At 73.2% G+C, this 19,151-nt stretch carries 14 protein-coding genes and 1 pseudogene; 13 read left to right on the plus strand and 2 right to left on the minus strand.

The window, feature by feature from the left end; genetic code table 11:
* Positions 1 to 69 precede the first annotated feature (69 nt).
* On the plus strand, positions 70 to 528 hold the full coding sequence (locus MNY62_RS06640; RefSeq protein ID WP_242343327.1) for a hypothetical protein: 459 nt from the start codon (positions 70 to 72) through the stop codon (positions 526 to 528).
* 240 nt (positions 529 to 768) lie between these two features.
* On the plus strand, positions 769 to 1,863 hold the full coding sequence (locus MNY62_RS06645) for a hypothetical protein (protein WP_242343328.1): 1,095 nt from the start codon (positions 769 to 771) through the stop codon (positions 1,861 to 1,863).
* 299 nt (positions 1,864 to 2,162) lie between these two features.
* Here MNY62_RS06645 and MNY62_RS25690 read toward each other — a convergent pair.
* Positions 2,163 to 2,503 (minus strand): annotated as a pseudogene (locus MNY62_RS25690) (recombinase family protein).
* A gap of 257 nt (positions 2,504 to 2,760) precedes the next feature.
* Between MNY62_RS25690 and MNY62_RS06650 the strand changes: the two are divergent.
* Positions 2,761 to 4,113, plus strand: a complete 1,353-nt coding sequence (locus MNY62_RS06650) for a trypsin-like peptidase domain-containing protein (protein ID WP_242343329.1) — start codon at positions 2,761 to 2,763, stop codon at positions 4,111 to 4,113.
* Positions 4,114 to 4,216: 103 nt separating this feature from the next.
* Complete coding sequence (locus MNY62_RS06655) at positions 4,217 to 5,218, plus strand: hypothetical protein (RefSeq protein WP_242343330.1); 1,002 nt, start codon at positions 4,217 to 4,219, stop codon at positions 5,216 to 5,218.
* Between the two features lie 42 nt (positions 5,219 to 5,260).
* Here the strand turns inward: MNY62_RS06655 and MNY62_RS06660 are convergent, their stop codons facing one another.
* Positions 5,261 to 5,989, minus strand: coding sequence for a DUF72 domain-containing protein (locus tag MNY62_RS06660; RefSeq protein ID WP_242343331.1), 729 nt, complete (start codon positions 5,987 to 5,989; stop codon positions 5,261 to 5,263).
* A 270-nt stretch (positions 5,990 to 6,259) separates the two neighbouring features.
* Between MNY62_RS06660 and MNY62_RS06665 the strand changes: the two genes are divergently transcribed.
* The 9 genes from MNY62_RS06665 (at position 6,260) to MNY62_RS06705 (ending at position 19,148) form a co-directional block, all read left to right on the plus strand.
* Positions 6,260 to 7,114: a DUF2760 domain-containing protein gene (locus tag MNY62_RS06665; RefSeq protein ID WP_242343332.1), complete on the plus strand. Its 855-nt coding sequence runs from the start codon at positions 6,260 to 6,262 to the stop codon at positions 7,112 to 7,114.
* Positions 7,111 to 8,973: an Hsp70 family protein gene (locus MNY62_RS06670; protein WP_242343333.1), complete on the plus strand. Its 1,863-nt coding sequence runs from the start codon at positions 7,111 to 7,113 to the stop codon at positions 8,971 to 8,973. The genes MNY62_RS06665 and MNY62_RS06670 overlap by 4 nt, the downstream gene beginning before the upstream one ends.
* A 4-nt stretch (positions 8,974 to 8,977) precedes the next feature.
* Positions 8,978 to 11,785: an Hsp70 family protein gene (locus MNY62_RS06675; protein ID WP_242343334.1), complete on the plus strand. Its 2,808-nt coding sequence runs from the start codon at positions 8,978 to 8,980 to the stop codon at positions 11,783 to 11,785.
* A 133-nt stretch (positions 11,786 to 11,918) separates the two neighbouring features.
* Positions 11,919 to 14,093, plus strand: coding sequence for a bifunctional alpha,alpha-trehalose-phosphate synthase (UDP-forming)/trehalose-phosphatase (locus tag MNY62_RS06680; RefSeq protein WP_242343335.1), 2,175 nt, complete (start codon positions 11,919 to 11,921; stop codon positions 14,091 to 14,093).
* A 26-nt stretch (positions 14,094 to 14,119) separates the two neighbouring features.
* A complete protein-coding gene (locus MNY62_RS06685) occupies positions 14,120 to 14,278 on the plus strand; it encodes a hypothetical protein (RefSeq protein ID WP_242343336.1) in 159 nt (52 codons plus the stop codon).
* A 155-nt stretch (positions 14,279 to 14,433) separates the two neighbouring features.
* Positions 14,434 to 15,537 (plus strand): YihY/virulence factor BrkB family protein, encoded by a 1,104-nt coding sequence (locus MNY62_RS06690; RefSeq protein ID WP_242343337.1) that lies wholly within the window; start codon positions 14,434 to 14,436, stop codon positions 15,535 to 15,537.
* Positions 15,538 to 15,601: 64 nt separating this feature from the next.
* Entirely contained in the window at positions 15,602 to 16,558 is a 957-nt protein-coding gene (locus tag MNY62_RS06695) for a YbgA family protein (protein WP_242343338.1), read from the plus strand.
* Positions 16,559 to 16,562: 4 nt separating this feature from the next.
* On the plus strand, positions 16,563 to 18,032 hold the full coding sequence (locus MNY62_RS06700) for a cryptochrome/DNA photolyase family protein (RefSeq protein ID WP_242343339.1): 1,470 nt from the start codon (positions 16,563 to 16,565) through the stop codon (positions 18,030 to 18,032).
* Between the two features lie 72 nt (positions 18,033 to 18,104).
* Positions 18,105 to 19,148: an NAD(P)H-binding protein gene (locus tag MNY62_RS06705; protein WP_242343340.1), complete on the plus strand. Its 1,044-nt coding sequence runs from the start codon at positions 18,105 to 18,107 to the stop codon at positions 19,146 to 19,148.
* Positions 19,149 to 19,151: the final 3 nt, after the last annotated feature.

A 19,151-nucleotide genomic window follows, 5' to 3' on the forward strand; every position in this document is an offset into this window, starting at 1 on the left:
TTTCGGACTTGCCGCGCCGGTTCACCGAGCGGCGTAGCCCGTCGGCCGCGCTCGAAGTATGCTCGCGTCATGGACGAGAAGCGCATGGCAAACAGCGCCGGCCCGATGACGCTCCCGACGCCGAACCACGCGCCGGTCGAGGTCGAGAACCACAAGGCTCATCTGGAGAACCGGCGGGAGTTGGTGAGGTCGGTGGTAATGGCGGGCGATTCGGCGTTGAAGATGATGTTGCTCATCAACGGCGGCGCGGCGGTCGCCGTCCTCGCATTTCTCGGGAAGGTCCTCTCGAAGGCGCCGATCGGCCTTAACCTGTCGGTCACCAACATCAAGGCCGGTTTGGTCAGGTTCATGCTTGGCGTGGCGTTCGTCGGCGTAGGCGCGTTGTCTCGCTTTGTCGCCATCTACGCGGCGATGAGCGGGTCGCCACGGATCGAAGTCGCCTGCTCGTATGCGGCGCTCCTGGCCGGCATGGGCTCGCTTTCCGCGTTCGTCCTCGGAGGCATGTGGGTCGTTGGCGCTGTTTGGTAGCGACCGACGCTGGCCCGAACGCTACGCCCCCCAGCCCTCTTCGCGCAGGGGCCCACCTCGACGGTGATCCTCGCGGCTCGTCGCCGGAATCGCGTAACCACATCCGAGCGCACGGTGATGGTTATACGTCTGCTGCGGAGGCTTCTTCGGCGCCGGAACAGGCGAAGACACGCGCGGTGTACTCGACGGCTGCGCGTTGGCCCTGTTGACGGTGTACGATGCGCCTGCTCAGGAGGAGCCATGCCCGACAAGCCAGGCGAAGCCATGCTGGTCGCAGCGGAAGTACCTCTGTACTTTCCGTTTGGTTCGGGACCAGAGGCTCAGCTTCAGTCGCGCCATGCCGCGATCGCGCTGCGGGAGCTACAGCGCGCTTCGGGACGACTCGTGTTCAACGTCGCGAACACGACGTGCGCACCCGAGATCTTTGTCAAGCAGTACCGGCACCCCAAGGCGCCCGGAGGCGATACGATCCAGAGGCGGGTGTTTGCGAAGCTGCTGATCGGCGCGAGCGTTCCCGTCGTTCCCGTCTATGCCAAGAAAATCCTGCCGGGTGGCGCGGAGTCGCCGTGCAGCTCCGCGGAGGCAGAGTTCTGGGGTCGCCGGGTCGCCGTAGAAGACTTTGCTCATAACATTACGAACCTCGCCATTGTAACGAACTGGGCGATCCCGGGAAGCCTCGACTGCGCAGAGGGACATGTCGCGGCAGATGGTGCTGGGGTCGTTTCAACGCCACGTGTCAGCTGCGAGATGCCGCTCCAGAGCTATATCGTCGCCAGACGACTCCATTGGCCAGGTATCAGGCGTGTCAGCGTCGCCAGAGCGTGGCAATGGGCCAACCGGAACGACGGGTTCGTAAAGGGCTTTGGAGGGGGACGCGTAGGTCGGGCGCTTCACGCACTCTCGTACGTTCTTGCGTACGATGGTCGGTCGGAAGCCGTCGGTCTGCTTTGGGCGATCCTTGGACTCGAGGCGCTCTTTGGATCTCGCGGCGGCCATCAGCTTCGAGATCGCGTCGAGGCGCTGTTGGGTAAGCCCGAGAAGAACAAGAGATTACTGTCAGAGGTCTACGACCTTCGATCTCGCCTCGTCCACGGCGATGAGGAAATACCCGCTGCTCACGCCAAGCATGAAGAGGAGGACAAGTTCGGCGACGCGATGGGGCGCGGCATGGACATCGGGCTCGCGGCTCTGATCGCCAGCTTCCATGAACTTGTGAGGCGGAACTGGGCGGGCATTGCGTTCGAGACGATGCCGCGACCGTTCGAATCGGATGAACGCGCCCCCGGCTCGACCATGCCCAAGAAACAGCGAGCGCGCGCTCGCTCGTCGCTGTGATCTTCGGAGGGGGAAGACTGCAAGCCCGAAGCTAGACGCGATGCCGGGGCCCAAGGGGCACCGAGCGCCCTTCGTCTCCCCCACGTCTCCCCGCGCTTGGTCGAGAACGGTGGAGGACTGTTGACTCGCGTGGACTCGCGGATTGTCACTGGACCGCTGGTACACAGGGCTTTCGAGCGAATTGGTGTGCGCCGTCAGCCTGTTAGCGTATTCCCCGTCGCGGGGTTCAAATCCCTTTTCCCGCTCCATCTAACCCCGGGCTCCGGCCGGGGGTTTCTCTTTTCCGGCTCCCGTCGTTGTCACCCCCTTGCCACGGCTACGGGGCCGGCACCGCCGTCCCGACCATTGCGACCGGGGTCGGCTGGCTGAGGAGGGCGATGGCCGCCTCCTTGGCGCCGTCCTGATGGAGACATCGTACGGTGTAGCCGGTCGAGTGCCCAGACGACGATGGCTCCCACGCGTCCAGCGCGCGCGTCCTCCATCATCCGGTCGTACAGGGGCCGGCCTTCGCCGCAGACTCGAACTCCCAGTACTCGACCGGATCGAAGCCGCGCGCCTCCGCGAGACAGCGGACGTCGGCTGCCTGCGACTCGGGGTTCTGTTCTTGGGTGCTGACGCGGAGGTAGAGGGCGGCGCGCATGGAAGTACGGTAACGCACGCTGGCGGACGGTAACGCTCCCGCCCGGACCGGATCGAGGTATCGTTACGCGCGGTTCCTAGCCGCTGGGGGGTGCGATGAGCGGAGTGATCAAGAACTCGGCGTTCTTCTGCGCTGCCCTCGCGATCTTCTTGGCAGGTTGCGTCACCCCGTCACCGCCTCCACCGGACCGGCCCCTTCCGCAGGATCCCCTGAGTCGTGCACTTCGGGCTGAGGGGCCCACTACGATGGAAATGTGCATGGTCGCGCCCGGCGCGTGCCAGCGCCGCGCGTTCGCGGGTGACCGTGAGGCTGCGAAGTTCCTCTGGCTCATGCCAGCGAGAGGTTACGACGATCCCTTGACTAAACTTCGATGGCAAATGCACGCGGCCCGACTCGGGGACGAGCTCTCGCTGGACTCGGTGTTGCGGGAATTCATGCCGGAAGGGGCATTCCGGAACGACGGCAAGTTGAAGGAGTTCATTGAGCTAGGAGTTCAATACAATCGGCCAACCGGGTGTGCGGCGAAGGCCGCCTACATCCAAGATCTGGACCCTGCTACGGCCGCACAGCTGTATGAGCGCGCAGCGATGCAGGACCACTGTCTCGCGCAGGCGATGCTCGCCGCTTCCTTCCTTGACGGAGTGTTCACGGAGATCAACGAGGCCAAGGCCTACTTCTGGTGGCTGGTCTCGTTGCGCCCGCCTCGGCCGAAGACTGCTCCGCGGCTGCCGTACATAGTCGCGAGACTGCGGGAGCAAGGCTTCTCCTTCTACGATGCTGGGTATGGAGACTTCTTCTGTCCCACCGCGAATCCACGCCTCGCCGCGTTGCAGACGGGCGTCTTCGCTCAGGAGGTTCAAGACGCGCTGCTGGATTGGCGCCCCGGGAAGAGTCCGCCTGAGCCGATCGACCGATTCAAGGACGTGCGAGGCGTGGCAATGGGTGACGCTCACCCAGCGATGAAGGTGGAAGACGCAAGCGCGACGGCTCCCGTGCCAGCATTGAGCAAGCTGACTCTCTCGGCGGTGATGAAGCTGTCGCGCGAAGCGCCTCGCGAGGATCTGTATGACCGGCTCAACAAGTCGGTGTACGTGGTGTACGCCGCGCCGTCGAAGCGTGCCATTCGGACGAGAGAGAGCATCGGGCAAGGGTCGGCAGTCGCCGTAGCCCGCGATACCGTGCTCACGAACTGTCACATTGTTCGGAACAGGCCCGAGGTCTTCGTCCTCGTCGGAGGACAACCGAGGAAGGCGAGGGTCACGGGTGCCCGCGTGGACGCAGACGCGTGCGTGTTGCGGATCGAGGACTCGACCCTCGCTCCTGTCGCGGGGGTGCGGTCCGCGAGTGAAGTGCGCGTTGGCGAAGAGGTGCTCGCCATCGGATCACCGAGCGGATTCACGAACACGCTGAGTGCTGGGATCGTGAGTCAGCACCGCGCACGCGGCGGGACCTCCTACATCCAGACGACCGCACAGATCTCGCCGGGTTCCTCGGGCGGTGGCCTCTTCGACAAGTTTGGGAACCTCATCGGGATCACCACGTTCAAGATAGGGGACGCGGAGGGGTTGAACTTCGCCGTTGCGGTGGACGAGTTCGTCGTCATCAAGTAGCCGCGCCCGACGGAGCCAACGCGCGCGCACGGAGCCGACGACGCGGAGGACTTCCGGCCACGGGACAGGTCACAACGATGCCGCTGGACGGTACGATGTGCCGATGCCACTAGCTACATCCCAGAGCGACGCGTCGCTCTCGGTGCGCCCGGGCGAGAAGTACGCAGCGATTGCACTCGACGCGGCGTCGCGCCTGCAGGGGCCTGTTAATCTGGGGAACGGCGTTTTTGCGCTCCCGAACGCGAACGTAGTCCTTCCCGAGCACTGGACCGAGTGGCTTGGTTCGATCCGCGCGGATGCGATCCGAACGGCGCCCGTGCTGCTGCTAGCGAAGGCGGCGTCGGACGCAGTCGGCGTGCTAGATCACGAGAACGTTGCGCTGCAGAGGCGACTCGACGCGTTGTACTGGTGCCTGCTCGCGTCGGGCCCTCTTCGTGTCGAAGGTGGCGTTCGGTTCACCGGCGCAAGGGGGCCGGGCGGGATCGACGTCCGGCAGGTGAGCGAGACGCGAAGCGTCGTTTCGCTCCAAGGGCTGCTTCATCCACCACTGACCGAGCCGCACCTGCGGCGCGCCGCGGTCATGTCGCTGAGCCTTTCGGAACTACTCGCGGCGCCGGGAATGCGGCGGATCAAGATGGCGGTACGAACGTTCATGCTCGCGTTCGAGGAGGAGAACATCGGGGAGCGTATTCACCAGTTTGTTCGGTGCATCGATGGGATCGTGTGCGCGCGCGGTCGCGAGCAATTCAAGGAGAGGTCGAAGCTGTTCGTTGGCGAGCAAGCATCGTCAGTTTGCAGTGAGCTATATCTGATGCGGAACAACGCCGAGCATTTCAGCGATCCCGCGAAGGGCCTCGACCCGCTGCCTCTTCGCGAAGACCTAGTTAGAGCATTTCGTCGGGCCCACGAAGCGGAGGCCCTCGCGCGCTACTGCATGTGCCGACTGGTCGAGACGCGAGCGTGGTCCCACCTGACCGACGACGACCGCGTGGATGAATTTTGGCGGATTAGCGTCGAGCAGCGAGCCGCCGCGTGGGGGCCGCCCCTCGACCTGGCTGCTGCTGTTGCGCAATTCAACCCTGCCTACGTGCCGGATGAGACGTGAAAGGACTCGGCGTCCTCGCGGACGCGGGGAAGGCGCAAACGATCACGGTCCGTGAGGCGCGGGGTACGGCTCGGCGGGCGCGACGAGCGCGGCGAGCCGGAGCGCGTACTCGGGGCCGCGTGCCGCGTCCTCGTGCTTGAAGAACACGAACGCCTCGTCCCAGCGCTGCGCGAGCAGGCGCTCCGCCCAGCGGGCGAGGTCGGCGCCCTCGTAGCCCGTGCGGCGCAGGCGCAGGTAGCCGAACGACGCGGTCGCCTCGAACGGCGTGGTCGCCTCGTCGGTGTCGGCGATGCACAGCGCCGCGCCGGCGTCGGCGAGCGTCAAAAGGACGTCCTCGGCCTGCCAGCTCTCGTGCCGGAACTCGAACGCAATACGCGCGCCGGCCGGGACGACCTCCAGGAGATCGCGCAGGCGCGCGACGTCCCGCTTCAGCGTCGGCGGGAGCTGGAACAGGGCCGGGCCGAGCGCAGGTCCGAGCTCCACCGCCGCGCGGAAGAAGCGCGCCACCTCCTCGCCCACGCCCTCGATCCGCTTCTGGTGCGTGATGCGCTGCGAGGCCTTGAGCGCGAACACGAACCCGGCGGGCACCTGCGCGCGCCCGAGCGCGAGCGTGCGCGCGAGCGGCATCCGGTAGAAGGTGGCGTTCACCTCGACCGTCTCGAGCCGCGAGGCGTAGTGCGCGAGGAACCCGCGCGCGGGGAGATCGCCCGGGTAGAAGCGGCCCTTCCAGGCCGGGTAGCTCCACCCGCTCGTTCCGGAATGCACGCGCATCGCTCTCGGATACGCATGGCTGCGACGCGCGGCCGCCCTCGCGCCGGGGCGGCTCCGTCGGCGCAGCGGCCCGGCGTCCAGGCGTCCGGGCGCTCGATCGGCGCGGCGGACGGGGCGGCGGGCGCCCCCTCGTCGGGTCCCCCCCGAAACGCTCGACACAGGGTCCGAGGCAGTGCAGCTTTCTTCGGATCTCCGCCTTCCGCGGTCCATGGCTCGCGCTCAGACGGCACGGGCTCGCGGTCGCGTCACCACCTCCCCGGAGCAACACACGTGCAGGGTCCCGATCTCTCGCCCATCCAGCGCCTCGTCCTCGCCTTCTACGCATTCTTCGCAATCCTCTTCCAGGCCGACGTGGCGGCCGCGTTCTATCGCGTGCGCGAGGCGCGCCGCGCCGGCGCGCCGCTGCCCGAGCCGGCGCCGGGGACGCCGCCGCGGGTGACGGAGCTGCCCAGCGCGCCGCCGCCCGCGCCCGTCGCGCCAGCGCCGGCGGCAGCGCCGGGGCCTGCCGCGGGTGCGCCGCCACAGGTGAAGGCCGTCCCCCCGCCCGCGAAGCCTGCCGAGGCACCGAAGCCGGTCGAGCCGGCGAAGGCCGTCGAGGCCCCGAAGCCGGTCGAGGCTGCGAAGCCGGCGGAGGGCGCCAAGGCGGCGCCCGAGGCTGCGAAGCCCGCCGCCGCCGCGGTGGTGAAGGCCATCCCCGAGCCGCCGCGCCCCGCCGCCGCTCCCGCGCCGGTCGCGCCCGCCGCGCCCGATCCCCGCGGCGCGCTCCAGCTCCTCGCGGTGCTCCAGCGAGAGGGCCGGCTCGTCGACTTCATCGAGGAGGACCTCGCCGGGTTCCCGGACGCCTCGATCGGCGCCGCGGCGCGCACCGTTCACGCCGGGTGCAAGCGCGCGATCGAGGAGTACTTCCGCCTCGAGCCGGTGTTCCGCGAGCAGGAGGGCGCGCGCGTCACCGTCGCGCCCGGGTTCGATCCCTCCGCGATCCGGCTGACGGGCAACGTCGTCGGCGCCCCGCCGTTCAAGGGCGCGCTCCGCCACCACGGCTGGCGCGCGCGCGAGGTGCGGCTCCCGCCCGCGAAGGACGGAGGCGATCCGACGCTGGTCGCCCCCGCCGAGGTCGAGCTGTGACCCTCGCGGTCGGCATCGACCTCGGCACGACCCACACCGCGCTCGCGCACCGGCCGATCGAGGGCGACGGCCCCGTCGAGGTGTTCGAGATCCCGCAGCTCGTCCGGCCAGGCGACGTCCGTCCGCGCGCGCTCCTCCCGTCGTTCCTGTACCTGCCCCACGCCCAGGAGCTGCCCGAGGGAGCGACGCGGCTGCCCTGGACGCCCGAGCCGCCGGCGGCCGTCGTGGGCGAGCTCGCCCGCAGCCTCGGGGCACAGACGCCGATCCGGCTCGTGTCGTCCGCCAAGAGCTGGCTGTCGCACGCGGGCGTCGATCGGCGCGCCGCGACGCTGCCGGCGGGCGCGCCGCCGGAGGTGCCGCGCGTGTCCCCGCTCGACGCGTCGGCGCGCTATCTCGCCCACCTGCGCGAGGCGTGGGATCACGCGGTGGCGCAGGGAGACCCGGCCCGCGCGCTCGCCGCGCAGCGCGTGACGCTCACCGTGCCCGCGTCGTTCGACGCCGTCGCGCGCGAGCTGACCGTGGAGGCGGCGCGCCAGGCAGGGCTCGCGGACGTGGTGCTCCTCGAGGAGCCGCAGGCCGCGCTCTACGCCTGGGTCGAGGCGATGGGCGACCGCTGGCGCAAGGCGGTTCACCCGGGCGACCTCGTCCTCGTCGTGGACATCGGCGGCGGCACGACCGACTTCAGCCTCATCGCGGTGGTCGATCGCGGCGGGGACCTCGGGCTCGAGCGCGTGGCGGTCGGCGACCACATCCTGCTCGGCGGCGACAACATGGACCTCGCCCTCGCGCACGCGCTCTCGGAGAAGCTCGCGCGCGAGGGGCGCAAGCTCGACCGCTGGCAGCTCGTCGCGCTCACGCACGGCGCGCGGCAGGCGAAGGAGGCGCTCTTCGGCGACCCCGCGCTCGAGGCGGCGCCGGTCGCCGTCCCAGGTCGCGGCTCGTCGCTCGTGGGGGGCGCGCTCCGGACCGAGCTCACGCGCGCGGAGCTCATCGGCGTCCTCGTGGACGGGTTCTTCCCGCGGGTGGACGCCTCGTCTCGCCCGGTCGCGGCGCGGCGCGTGGGCCTCACCACCCTCGGGCTCCCCTACGCCGCGGACCCCGCGGTGACCCGGCACCTCGCGGCGTTCCTCACGCGCCACCGCGCCGGCCTCGCAGGCGCGAGCGCCCCGGTGCCGCTCGCCGGCGAGGCGTTCCTGCACCCCACCGCGATCCTCTTCAACGGCGGCGTGATGAAGGCGGAGCCGCTCGTCGGCCGGCTCCTCGAGGTCGTGGGCGGCTGGCTCGCGGGGGAGGACGCGCCGCCACCCCGGGTCCTGCCGGCGGCGGACCCCGATCTCGCGGTCGCGAAGGGCGCGGCGACCTACGGCCGCGTGCGCGCCGGCCACGGCATCCGCATCCGCGGCGGCACCGCCCGGGCCTACTACGTCGGCGTGGAGGCGGCGATGCCCGCCGTGCCCGGCCACGCGCCGCCGATCCGCGCGCTGTGCCTCGCCCCGATGGGCATGGAGGAGGGGACGACCGCCGATCTGCCGGGCGAGGAGATGGGGCTCGTCGTCGGCGAGCCGGTCCAGTTCCGCCTGTTCGGCTCCTCGAACCGCCGCGAGGACCGGCCCGGCGACGCGGTCGAGGACGAGACGGAGCTGGAGGAGGGGCCGCCGGTCGAGACGACGCTGCCGCCCGACGGGCGCGCGCCGGGAGAGGTCGTGCCGGTCCGGCTCCGCGCCCACGTGACCGAGATCGGCACGCTCGAGCTCGAGTGCGTGGATCGCGGCGGCAAGGCCTGGCGGCTCGAGTGGAACCTTCGGCAGGCGGCGGAGGGCGCCGGCGGGGCGGAGGCGGAGGCGGTCGCGCCGGCGTGAGGCGATGGCGGAGGCGCGCTACCTCGTCGGCGTCGACCTCGGCACGGTGAACTCCGCGCTCGCCGCGGTGGACCTCGCGCGCGAGGGCGATCTCGCCGACGCCGTCGAGCCGTTCGCCATCCCGCAGCTCGTCGCGCCGGGCGAGGTCCGGGAGCGCCGCCTCCTGCCGTCGTGCGCCTACCTGCCCGGGCCCGAGCTCGCGCCCGAGGAGACGCGGCTCCCGTGGGGCGAGCGGCCGGTGGTGGTGGGCGAGCTCGCGCGCGAGCAGGGCGCGCGGGTGCCGGGCCGGCTCGTCACCTCCGCGAAGAGCTGGCTCGCGAACCCCCGGGCCGATCGGACCGCGCCCATCCTCCCGTGGGGAGCTCCGGAGGGCGTGCCGCGCCTCTCCCCGGTGCGGGCCTCGGCGCTCTACCTCGGGCACCTGCGCGACGCGTGGGACGACCGCCACCCGGACGCGCCTCTCGCGGCGCAGGAGCTCGTCCTCGCCGTGCCGGCCTCCTTCGACGAGGTCGCGCGCGAGCTGACCCTCGCCGCCGCGCGGGAGGCGGGGCTTCCGCGCGTCGTGCTCGTCGAGGAGCCGTCGGCGGCCTTCCACGACTGGGCCAGCCGGCACCGGGCCGCGCTCGCGGCCGCGGGCGCGGGCGAGATCGCGGACGAGGTGCGCCCCATCGCCCGCGGCGGGATCGTCCTCGTGGTGGACGTCGGCGGCGGCACGACCGACCTCACGCTCGTGCGCGCGGAGCTCCGCGACGGGCGCCCGGCGTTCACTCGCCTCGCGGTGGGCGACCACCTCCTCCTCGGCGGCGACAACGTGGATCTCGCGCTCGCGCGCGCGGTGGAGGCGCGCCTCGGCGAGCGGCTCGACGCGAGCCGGTTCGCGTCGCTCGTGCACGCCTGCCGGCTCGTGAAGGAGCGGCTCATGGCGGAGGGCGGCCCGGAGTCGCTCCCGGTCGCGGTCGTCGGCCGCGGCAGCCGGCTCGTCGCGAGCGCCGTGTCCGCGGAGGTGAGCCGCGAGGAGGTGCGGCGCGTCTTCCTCGACGGGTTCCTGCCGCGGACGGGCGCGGACGAGCGGCCGCGCCGCGCGCCGCGCACCGCGGGCCTCGCCGAGCTCGGGCTGCCGTACGAGCCGGAGCCGGCCATCCCCCGGCACGTCGCCGCCTTCCTCGCGGCGCACGCCGCGGAGGCGGGCGCGAAGGGGGGGCTCGCCCGGCCCGACGCGATCCTCGTGAACGGCGGCGTCTTCACGCCGCGCGAGGTGCGCGACCGGCTCGCCGCGATCGTCTCGTCCTGGTTCCCGGGCGCGCCACCGGTGACGGTGCTCGCGAGCCCCGCGCTCGATCTCGCGGTCGCCCGCGGCGCCGCGTACGCGGCGCTCGTCCGGCGCGGCATCGGCCTGCGCATCGGCGGCGGCAGCCCGCGCGCGTTCTACGTCGGGATCGCCGCGCCGGAGGGCGAGCGCGCGCTGTGCGTCGTGCCGCGCCACCTGGAGGAGGGCTCGCGCGTCTCCGTCCCCCGGCCGTTCGCGCTCGCCCTGGGGCGCCCGGTGCGCTTCCCGCTGTTCGCCTCCGCGCGCGCGCGGCTCGAGCGGCCGGGCGACGTGGTCGACGTCACGGACGACCTCGTCCCGCTGCCGCCCGTCGAGACGGTGCTCCGCGGCGAGGGGACCGTCGCGGGCGAGGTGCCGGTGAGGCTCGAGGCTGCGCTCACCGAGATCGGCACGCTCGAGCTCTGGTGCGCCGCGACCGATCGCGACGCGCGCTGGAAGCTCGAGTTCTCGCTGCGCGGGCTTCGAGAGGCCGAGGGCGAGCGGCCGGGCGGCGCGCGGGCGGCGAGGAGCGAGGTGGGGCAGGCGCCGCGCAACCTCGACGAGGCGCGCGCCCAGGTCGAGCTCTTCTACGGGAAGCGGGCGGCGGTCGAGAAGAAGGAGGTGAAGGGGCTGCCGCGCGCGCTCGAGAAGCTGCTCGGCCCGCGAGAGGGCTGGTCGACGCCGCTCGTCCGCGAGCTCTGGGCGGCGCTGCACGCAGGGCGGGCGCGACGGCGGCGGAGCGCCGACCACGAGCGGATCTGGCTGCAGCTCACCGGCTACTGCCTGCGCCCCGGGTTCGGCGCGCCGCTCGATCCCTGGCGCGCGGGCGAGACGTGGAGCGTGTTCGGGGAGGGGTTGCAGTACCAGGCCGACCCGCGCGCCTGGGCGGCGTGGTGGGTCATGTGGCGGCGCATCGCGGGCGGCCTCGACGCGGCGGCGCAGCGGCGACTCTTCGACGCGCTCGCGCCGTTCATCCGGCCGCGCGACCCGCGCAAGCCGCCGCCGAAGGTGCCGGGCGTGAAGCCGGAGGCGGCCGACGAGATGATCCGGCTCCTGGGCGCGCTCGAGCGGGTGGAGCCGGGCCGCAAGGTGGAGGCGGGGGAGTGGCTCCTCGCGCGCGTCGAGGCGGAGAGTCCGGGGCCGCACCTCCTCTGGTCGATCGGCCGGCTGGGCGCGCGCGTGCCGTTCCACGCGAGCGCCCACCTCGCCGTGCCCGCCGAGGCGGCCGCGGCCTGGATCACCCGGCTCCTCGCGCTCTCCGTCTCCCGGCGCGAGCTCGTCTTCCCGCTCGCGCAGCTCGCCCGGCGGAGCGGCGATCGCGTCCGCGACGTCGGGGAGGAGCTCCGCGCTCGCGTGCTCGCGGCGCTCGCCGAGGGCGGAGCGCCGGCGGAGACCGTGCGCGCGGTGCGCGAGGTCGCGGAGGCCACCGAGGAGGAGGAGCAGCGCATCTTCGGCGAGAGCCTTCCGGCGGGGCTGCGGCTCGTCGAGGAGGACCCGGCCGCGTGAGCGCGCGCGACGCGGCGCTGCGTCCCGCGCGCGCGTCCCCCCGTGGCGGGACCTCGCGACGCCGGGCGGGCGGGGACGGAACGCCTTAGGTTTTCACCCAGGCGCGCTCTCGTCGCGCCGCCTCGTCCGCCGGATGCCTCGCCTCCTCATCGTCTCCAACCGCCTGCCCGTGACCGTCAAGGCCGAGGACGGGGCGGTGTCCGTCACTCCCAGCACGGGCGGCCTCGCCACCGGCATGAGCAGCCCGCACGAGCGGCTCGGCGGGCTCTGGATCGGGTGGCCCGGGGACCTCACGGGGCTCGGGGCGGACGGGCGCGCGGAGGTGGAGCGGCGGCTCTCCGAGCTCCGGCTCGCCCCGGTGTCGCTCTCCCCCGACGAGGTCGCGCGCTACTACGAGGGCTACTCGAACGGCGTCCTCTGGCCGCTCTTCCACTACTCGGTGGCCCGCCTCCCGCAGGAGGTGCGCGACTTCGACGTCTACGAGGCGGTGAACGCGCGGTTCGCCGACGCCGTCGCCGCGCACCACCGGCCGGGTGACCTGGTCTGGATCCACGACTACCAGCTCATGCTCGTCCCGCAGCTCCTGCGCGAGCGGATCCCGGACGCGCGAATCGGGTTCTTCCTCCACATCCCGTTCCCCTCGTCGGAGATCTTCCGCGTGCTCCCGCAGCGCGAGCGCATCCTCGAGGGGCTGCTCGGCGCGGACCTCGTGGGCTTCCACACCGCCACGTACCTGCGCCACTTCGCGTCGTCGGTGCTGCGCCTGCTCGGCGCCACGAGCGAGGTGGACCGGATCTCCTGGCGCGACCGCGAGGTGCGGCTCGGGGTCTTCCCGATGGGCATCGACGCGGCGCAGCTGGCGGAGCTCGCGGAGACGCCGGAGGTGCGGGCGGTGGCGCACGCGCACCGGGCGCCGGGGGAGCAGCTCCTCGTCGGCGTCGACCGGCTCGACTACTCGAAGGGGATCCCGCGCCGCCTGCTCGCGTTCCAGGCGATGCTGCGCGCGCACCCCGAGCTGCGCGAGCGCGTTCGGCTCGTGCAGGTCGCCGTCCCCTCGCGGGAGAACGTCGAGGCGTACCGCGAGTACCGCGAGGAGGTGGACGCGCTCGTCGGGCGCATCCACGGCGAGTTCGCGACGCCGTCCTGGTCCCCCATCCACTACCTGTACCGGGGGCTCTCGCAGGCCGAGATCGTCGCGCTCTACCGCGCGGCGGACGCGGTGCTCGTGACGCCGCTGCGCGACGGGATGAACCTCGTCGCGAAGGAGTTCGTCGCCTCGCGGCCCGACGGCGACGGCGTGCTCGTCCTCTCGGAGCTCGCCGGCGCCGCCGCCGAGCTCGCCGAGGCGCTGCTCGTGAACCCCTACGACCTCCAGCAGACGGCGGCCGCGTTCCACCGCGCGCTCACCATGCCCGAGGACGAGCGCAGGACGCGCATGGCGGCCCTGCGCCAGCGGGTGTTCGGCTACGACGTCCACGCGTGGGCGCGCGCGTTCCTGGCGCGCCTCGAGCGGGTCGGCGCGCCGGGCGAGGCGCTCGCGCTCTCGCCGCGGACGGCGATCCGGGCGGTCGTGGAGCGGGCCGGGGCGGCCCCGCGGCTCGCCCTGCTCCTCGACTACGACGGCACCCTCGTCCCGTTCGCGCCGACGCCGGAGCTCGCCGCCCCGGACGTCGCGCTGCTCGACCTGCTCCGGCGGCTGGCGGCGCGGCCGCGGACCCAGGTGGACGTCGTGAGCGGCCGCACGCGCGGCACGCTCCAGCGCTGGCTCGGCGCGCTCCCGATCGGCCTCCACGCCGAGCACGGGTTCTGGTCGCGCGCGCCCGGCGGCGACTGGCAGGGCGCGGAGGTGCCGGCCGTCGCCTGGCGGGAGCCCGTGCTCGCGATCCTGCGGGAGTTCGCGGAGCGGACGCCCGGGTCCGTCGTGGAGGAGAAGACCGCGGGGGTCGCGTGGCACTACCGGACCGCCGACCCCGAATACGGCGCGGCCCAGGCGAAGGAGCTCATCCTTCACCTCCAGACGCTCCTCGCGAACGTGCCCGTCGAGATCCTCCCCGGAGACAAGGTGATCGAGGTGAGGCCCCTGGGGATCCACAAGGGCCGCGCGGTGGCGGCGGCGGTCGCCCGCGCCGGCCCGGATGCGCTCGTGGTCGGGCTCGGGGACGACCGGACCGACGAGGATCTGTTCGCGGCGTTGCCGCCGGGGAGCATCGCCGTCCACGTGGGCCCCGGGCCGAGCCGCGCGCCCCTGCGGATCACCGACTTCCGCGCGGCGCGGGCGCTGCTCGCGGACATCGCGGACACGCGCTGACTCGCCCGCGGGTATGATGCCCCCGCATGCTCCGCATCAGCTGGCCGCTCGCCCTGCTCCTCGCCGCCGTCATCGCGATCGTCGCGCGGAAGCCGCGGCTGTTCGTGCCGGTCGCGGTCGTGTTCCTCGTCTGGTTCGTGGTCGAGTCCGCGGCGGGGCGGCGCGGGCGCTCTCGCCGCCGCTGACGGCCCCCACCGAGGCTCCCCGCGGGTCTCGAGGGCGCGCTCGGGCGCATGCCTGCGCGCGTGGGGCCCGGGCGCCAGACCCGCCGAGCCGAAGGTCGGGGCGACGCACGGCATCGGATGAGCACATTTTCGGCGCATCCGAGAGGAGGTGTGCCGTGCGTCTGCCGGGCAAGGGGATGAGCTGGAAGGAGTTCGGGAGGGGGCTCAAGGACGAGCTCGTGAAGGACCAGGTGACCGACATCGCCGCGACGGTGACCTACTACGGCGTGCTGTCGCTCTTCCCGTTCGTGCTGTTCCTCGTCGCGCTCGCGAGCGTCGTGATCCAGCCCTCGGACGCCGAGCGCATGGTGCAGGAGCTCGGGCGCATCGCGCCCGGACCCGTCACGCAGATCATCGGCGACCGCATCCGGGAGCTCGGGTCCCAGCAGAACGTCACGCTGCTCGGGTTCGGCGCCATCGCCGCGATCTGGGCCGCGTCGGGCGGCGTCACGGCGCTCATGCGTGCGCTGAACACCGCCTACGACGTGAAGGAGGGACGTCCGTTCTGGAAGGTCCGCGGCATCGCCATCCTCATGACGCTCGTGTCGGGCGCGCTCGCGCTCGTCGCCGCCCTGGTGGCCGTCGCGGCGGCCCCGCTCGCGGAGTGGCTGGGCGGGCCGATCGGCACCGCCATCACCTGGCTCCGCCTGCCGGTGGCGGGCCTCCTCATGATGCTGCTCTGGGCCATGGCGTACTACGTGCTGCCCGACGTCGAGCAGAAGTTCCGGTTCATCACCCCGGGCTCGGTGTTCGGCGTCGTGGTCTGGGTGGTCGCCTCCTGGGGCTTCTCGAAGTACGTGACGAGCTTCGGCAGCTACGACAAGACCTACGGTCCGCTCGCCGGCGTCATCGTGCTCCTGCTCTGGATGTGGATCTCCTCGCTCGTGATGCTCGTCGGCGCCGAGGCGAACGCCCTCATCGAGCACAGATCGCCTGAGGGCAAGCGCCAGGGCGCGAAGCGGAAGTCGGACACCGGCACGACGCCCGCCGCGATCCTCCCGGGCAAGGAGCCCATCCCGACCGGCGCCGCCCCGGCGGCGGCCGCGGCGGCGGGAGTCGCCCCGACACCCGAGGGCGCGCTCGCCCGAGGCGGGGTGAGCGCGCCGGTGGGAGTGCACGCGCGCGGTGGCGCGCGAGAGGACCGCCCGCGCCTGCGGGGCGTCCTGGCGATCGCCACCGGCTTCATGGCGGGGGTGCTGCTGGCGCGCCGGCCCTCCTGACGAGGGCGCGCGCGCTGGCCCCGCGGGACGTGCGCCCCGCGCCCGCACCGCGTACGATCCGCGCGTGAAGAGGGCCCGGCTCCGCATCGGCGTCTCCTCCTGCCTCATCGGGCGGAAGGTCCGCTACGACGGCCAGCACAAGCGCGATGCCTTCCTCGTGGACGTCCTCGGCGACTTCGTCGAGTGGGTGCCGGTCTGCCCGGAGCTGGAGGTCGGCATGGGCGTGCCGCGGGAGCCGATCCGGCTCGTCGGGGCCGCCGGCGCGCCTCGCCTCGTGGCGGAGCGGAGCGGCACGGATCACACCGCCGCGATGCGGCGCTACGCCGAGGCGCGCGTCGCAGAGCTCGAGCGCCTCGATCTCGCCGGCTACGTCACGAAGAAGGACTCGCCCTCGTGCGGCATGGAGCGCGTGCGCGTCTACGCGGAGGCGGGCGGGCCACCGCGCCGCGACGGAGTCGGCGCGTTCGCGCGGGTGCTCCTCGAGCGGCTGCCGCTCCTGCCGGTGGAGGAGGAGGGGCGGCTCAACGACCCGGCGCTCCGCGAGAGCTTCATCGAGCGGATCTTCGCCTTCGTGCGCTGGAAGGCGGCGATCTCCGCGGGGATGAGGCGGGGCGAGCTCGTCGCCTTCCACACCGCCCACAAGCTCGCGCTCCTCGCCCACAGCCCCGCCGCCTACCGCCGGCTCGGCGCGCTCGTCGCGGGTCAGAAGAAGGGCCCGCAGGCCGCGATCGTCGAGGCCTACGGGCGCGCCTTCATGGAGGCCCTGCGGGTGCCCGCGACGCGGGGCCGGCACGTGAACGTGCTCCAGCACGTGCTCGGCTACTTCCGCGAGGCGCTCCCGCCGGACGACCGCAAGGAGCTCGAGGGCGTCGTCCACGACTACGCGCGCGGCCTCGTCCCGCTCGTCGTCCCGCAGACGCTCATCCGCCACCACGTGCGCCGCCAGGGCGTCGCGTACCTCGCCGGCCAGACGTACCTCGATCCCGATCCCAAGGAGCTCATGCTCCGGAACCGCGTCTGACCTCGTGGCCGTCCCCGCCGATCGCATCCGCGCCGCGAACGCCGCGCCGGTCCGGCGCGAGCGGGCGTTCGTCCTGTACTGGATGACCGCCGCCCGCCGCGTGCGCTTCAACCCGGCGCTCGAGCGCGCGGGGGAGCTCGCCCGCGAGCTCGGCAAGCCCCTGGCCGTCCTCGAGGCGCTCCGCGTGGGGTATTCGTACGCGAGCGACCGGCTGCACGCGTTCATCATCCAGGGCATGGCCGAGAACGCGGCCCGGCTCGGGGGGCGCGCGCTCCACCACGCCTACCTCGAGCGGTCGCCCGGGGAGGGGAAGGGGCTCCTCGAGGCGCTCGGCGCGCGCGCGTGCGCGGTCATCACCGACGACTTCCCGACCTTCTTCCTGCCGCGCATGCTCGCCGCCGCGGCGGCGCGGCTCGACGTGCGGCTCGAGGCGGTGGACGGGAGCTGCGTCGTCCCGTTCCGGCTCGCGGGCAAGGACTTCCCGACCGCCTACGCCTACCGGCGCCACCTCCAGCGCCTCCTGCCGGTCTGGCTCGACCGGCTCCCCGCGGCGGATCCGCTCGGGCGCGCCGCCCTCCCGCCCGCGCCCGCGCTGCCGCGCGCGATCGCCGCCCGCTGGCCTGCCGCGGACCCCGAGGAGCTCGCGCGGCCCGAGCGCGTCGTCGCGGCGCTGCCGATCGACCATCGCATCCCGCAGGCCCCCACGCGCGGCGGCGCCCGCGCCGCCGGGGCGAGGCTCGCGCGCTGGCTCGAGGAGGGGCTGCCCCGCTACGCCGAGGCGCGCAGCGATCCCGACGAGGAGGGCGTGACGAGCGGGCTCTCCCCCTGGCTCCACTCCGGCCACCTCGCGTCGTTCGAGGTGGTGCGCGCGGTGCTGCGGCATGAGGGCTGGACGCCGGCGCTCCTCGCGCCTGCCGCGGACGGCGCGCGCGCCGGGTGGTGGGGCCTCTCCCCGGCGGCGGAGGCGTTCCTCGATCAGCTCGTCACCTGGCGCGAGCTCGGCTTCGCCACCTGCGCCGCGCGCCCCGATCACCGCGAGTACGGCTCGCTCCCCGCGTGGGCGCGCGCGACCCTGGAGGCGCACGCGCGCGATCCGCGCCCCCGGCTCTACACGCCCGACGCCCTCGCCGCGGGCGCCACGCACGATCCGCTCTGGAACGCGGCGCAGCGCCAGCTCCGCACGGAGGGCGTCATCCACAACTCGCTGCGGATGCTCTGGGGAAAGAAGATCCTCGAGTGGTCGCCCACGCCGAGCGCTGGGCTCGAGGTCGCGCTCGACCTCAACGATCGCTGGGCGCTCGACGGCCGGGATCCGAACTCGGCGACCGGCGTCCTCTGGTGCTTCGGCCGGTACGACCGGCCCTGGGGGCCGGAGCGGCCGATCTTCGGGAGGGTCCGGTACATGTCGAGCGAGAGCAGCGCGAGGAAGTGGGCGGTACGCCGCTTCCTCGCCCGCCACGGGCCGCCCGGGTAGGACGTGCACGCGGCAGAACGGGTCCGCACACTTCCCGTGATGGTGGCCACGCGGGTAAGAGGGGCTCGCACGGTGCGCGGAGGGGAGGCCGGGCGAAGGCCGGTGCTCGTCACCGGCGCGACCGGCTTCGTCGGGCGGGCGCTCGTCCCGGCGCTCCTCGAGCGCGGCCTCGCCGTCCGCGCCACCACGCGGGTGCGCTCGGGCGACCTCGATCCGCGCGTCGAGTGGGTGCAGGCCGACGTGACGCGCCTCGCGGATCTGCCCGCCGCGCTCCAGGGTGTCGAGACGGCCTACTTCCTCGTGCACGGCATGGCGAGCGGGCGGGGGAACTACGTCGAGGCGGAGCGGCGCTCCGCCGCCGGGTTCGCGCGCGAGGCGGAGCGCGCGGGCGTCGGCCGGATCGTCTATCTCGGTGGCGTCGCGCCCCGCGGTCGCCCGTCGCGGCACCTGGCGAGCCGCCTCGCGGTGGGCGAGATCCTGCGCGCCGGCCCCGTGCGGACGCTCGAGCTGCGCGCCTCGATGATCGTGGGACCGGGCAGCGCCTCCTGGCGCATCGTGCGCGACCTCGCGATGCGCCTCCCGGCGATGGTGCTCCCGGCCTGGGCGCGGTCCCGCTCCTGCCCGATCGCCCTCGAGGACGCGATCCGGGCGCTCGTCGCGGCGCTCGACGTCCCCCTCGCGGAGAGCGCCTGGTACGACATCCCGGGCCCCGAGGTGCTGTCGGTGCGCGAGATCCTCGAGCAGGTCGCGGCGCTGCGCGGCCGGTCCCTGCCGGCGATCGAGGCGCCGCTCCCGCATCCGCGGATCTCGGCCCTCTGGCTCAAGCTCGTCTCGGACGCGCCGTGGGAGGTGGTGCGCGAGCTCGTGCAGGGGCTCTCCCACGACCTGCTCCCTCGCGACGACCGCTACTGGGCGCTCACGGGGCTCCCGCCGCGGACCCGGTTCGTGGAGGCCGCGCGGCGCGCGCTCGCGGAGGACGCGGGGCGGCGTCCCGGCGGCGTGCGCGGGCTCGTGCTGGGCGTCGAGGAGGCCCTCGTCGATCGCCTCGCGCCGCGGCAGCGCGGGGGCGCGGCGCCGGCTCCCGCCCCTCCCACCCCCCACCCGCGGCGAGGCTGACCT

Source organism: Anaeromyxobacter terrae, from assembly GCF_022690685.1.
Taxonomy (GTDB): Bacteria; Myxococcota; Myxococcia; order Myxococcales; family Anaeromyxobacteraceae; genus Anaeromyxobacter; species Anaeromyxobacter terrae.

Excerpts from the sequence above, each read along its gene's own strand:
- MNY62_RS06640 (WP_242343327.1), top strand. The coding sequence starts at position 70 with ATGGACGAGAAGCGCATGGCAAACAGCGCCGGCCCGATGACGCTCCCG.
- MNY62_RS06645 (WP_242343328.1), top strand. The coding sequence starts at position 769 with ATGCCCGACAAGCCAGGCGAAGCCATGCTGGTCGCAGCGGAAGTACCT.
- MNY62_RS06650 (WP_242343329.1), top strand. The coding sequence starts at position 2,761 with ATGGTCGCGCCCGGCGCGTGCCAGCGCCGCGCGTTCGCGGGTGACCGT.
- MNY62_RS06655 (WP_242343330.1), top strand. The coding sequence starts at position 4,217 with ATGCCACTAGCTACATCCCAGAGCGACGCGTCGCTCTCGGTGCGCCCG.
- MNY62_RS06660 (WP_242343331.1), bottom strand. The coding sequence starts at position 5,989 with ATGCGCGTGCATTCCGGAACGAGCGGGTGGAGCTACCCGGCCTGGAAG.
- MNY62_RS06675 (WP_242343334.1), top strand. The coding sequence starts at position 8,978 with ATGGCGGAGGCGCGCTACCTCGTCGGCGTCGACCTCGGCACGGTGAAC.
- MNY62_RS06680 (WP_242343335.1), top strand. The coding sequence starts at position 11,919 with ATGCCTCGCCTCCTCATCGTCTCCAACCGCCTGCCCGTGACCGTCAAG.
- MNY62_RS06685 (WP_242343336.1), top strand. The coding sequence starts at position 14,120 with ATGCTCCGCATCAGCTGGCCGCTCGCCCTGCTCCTCGCCGCCGTCATC.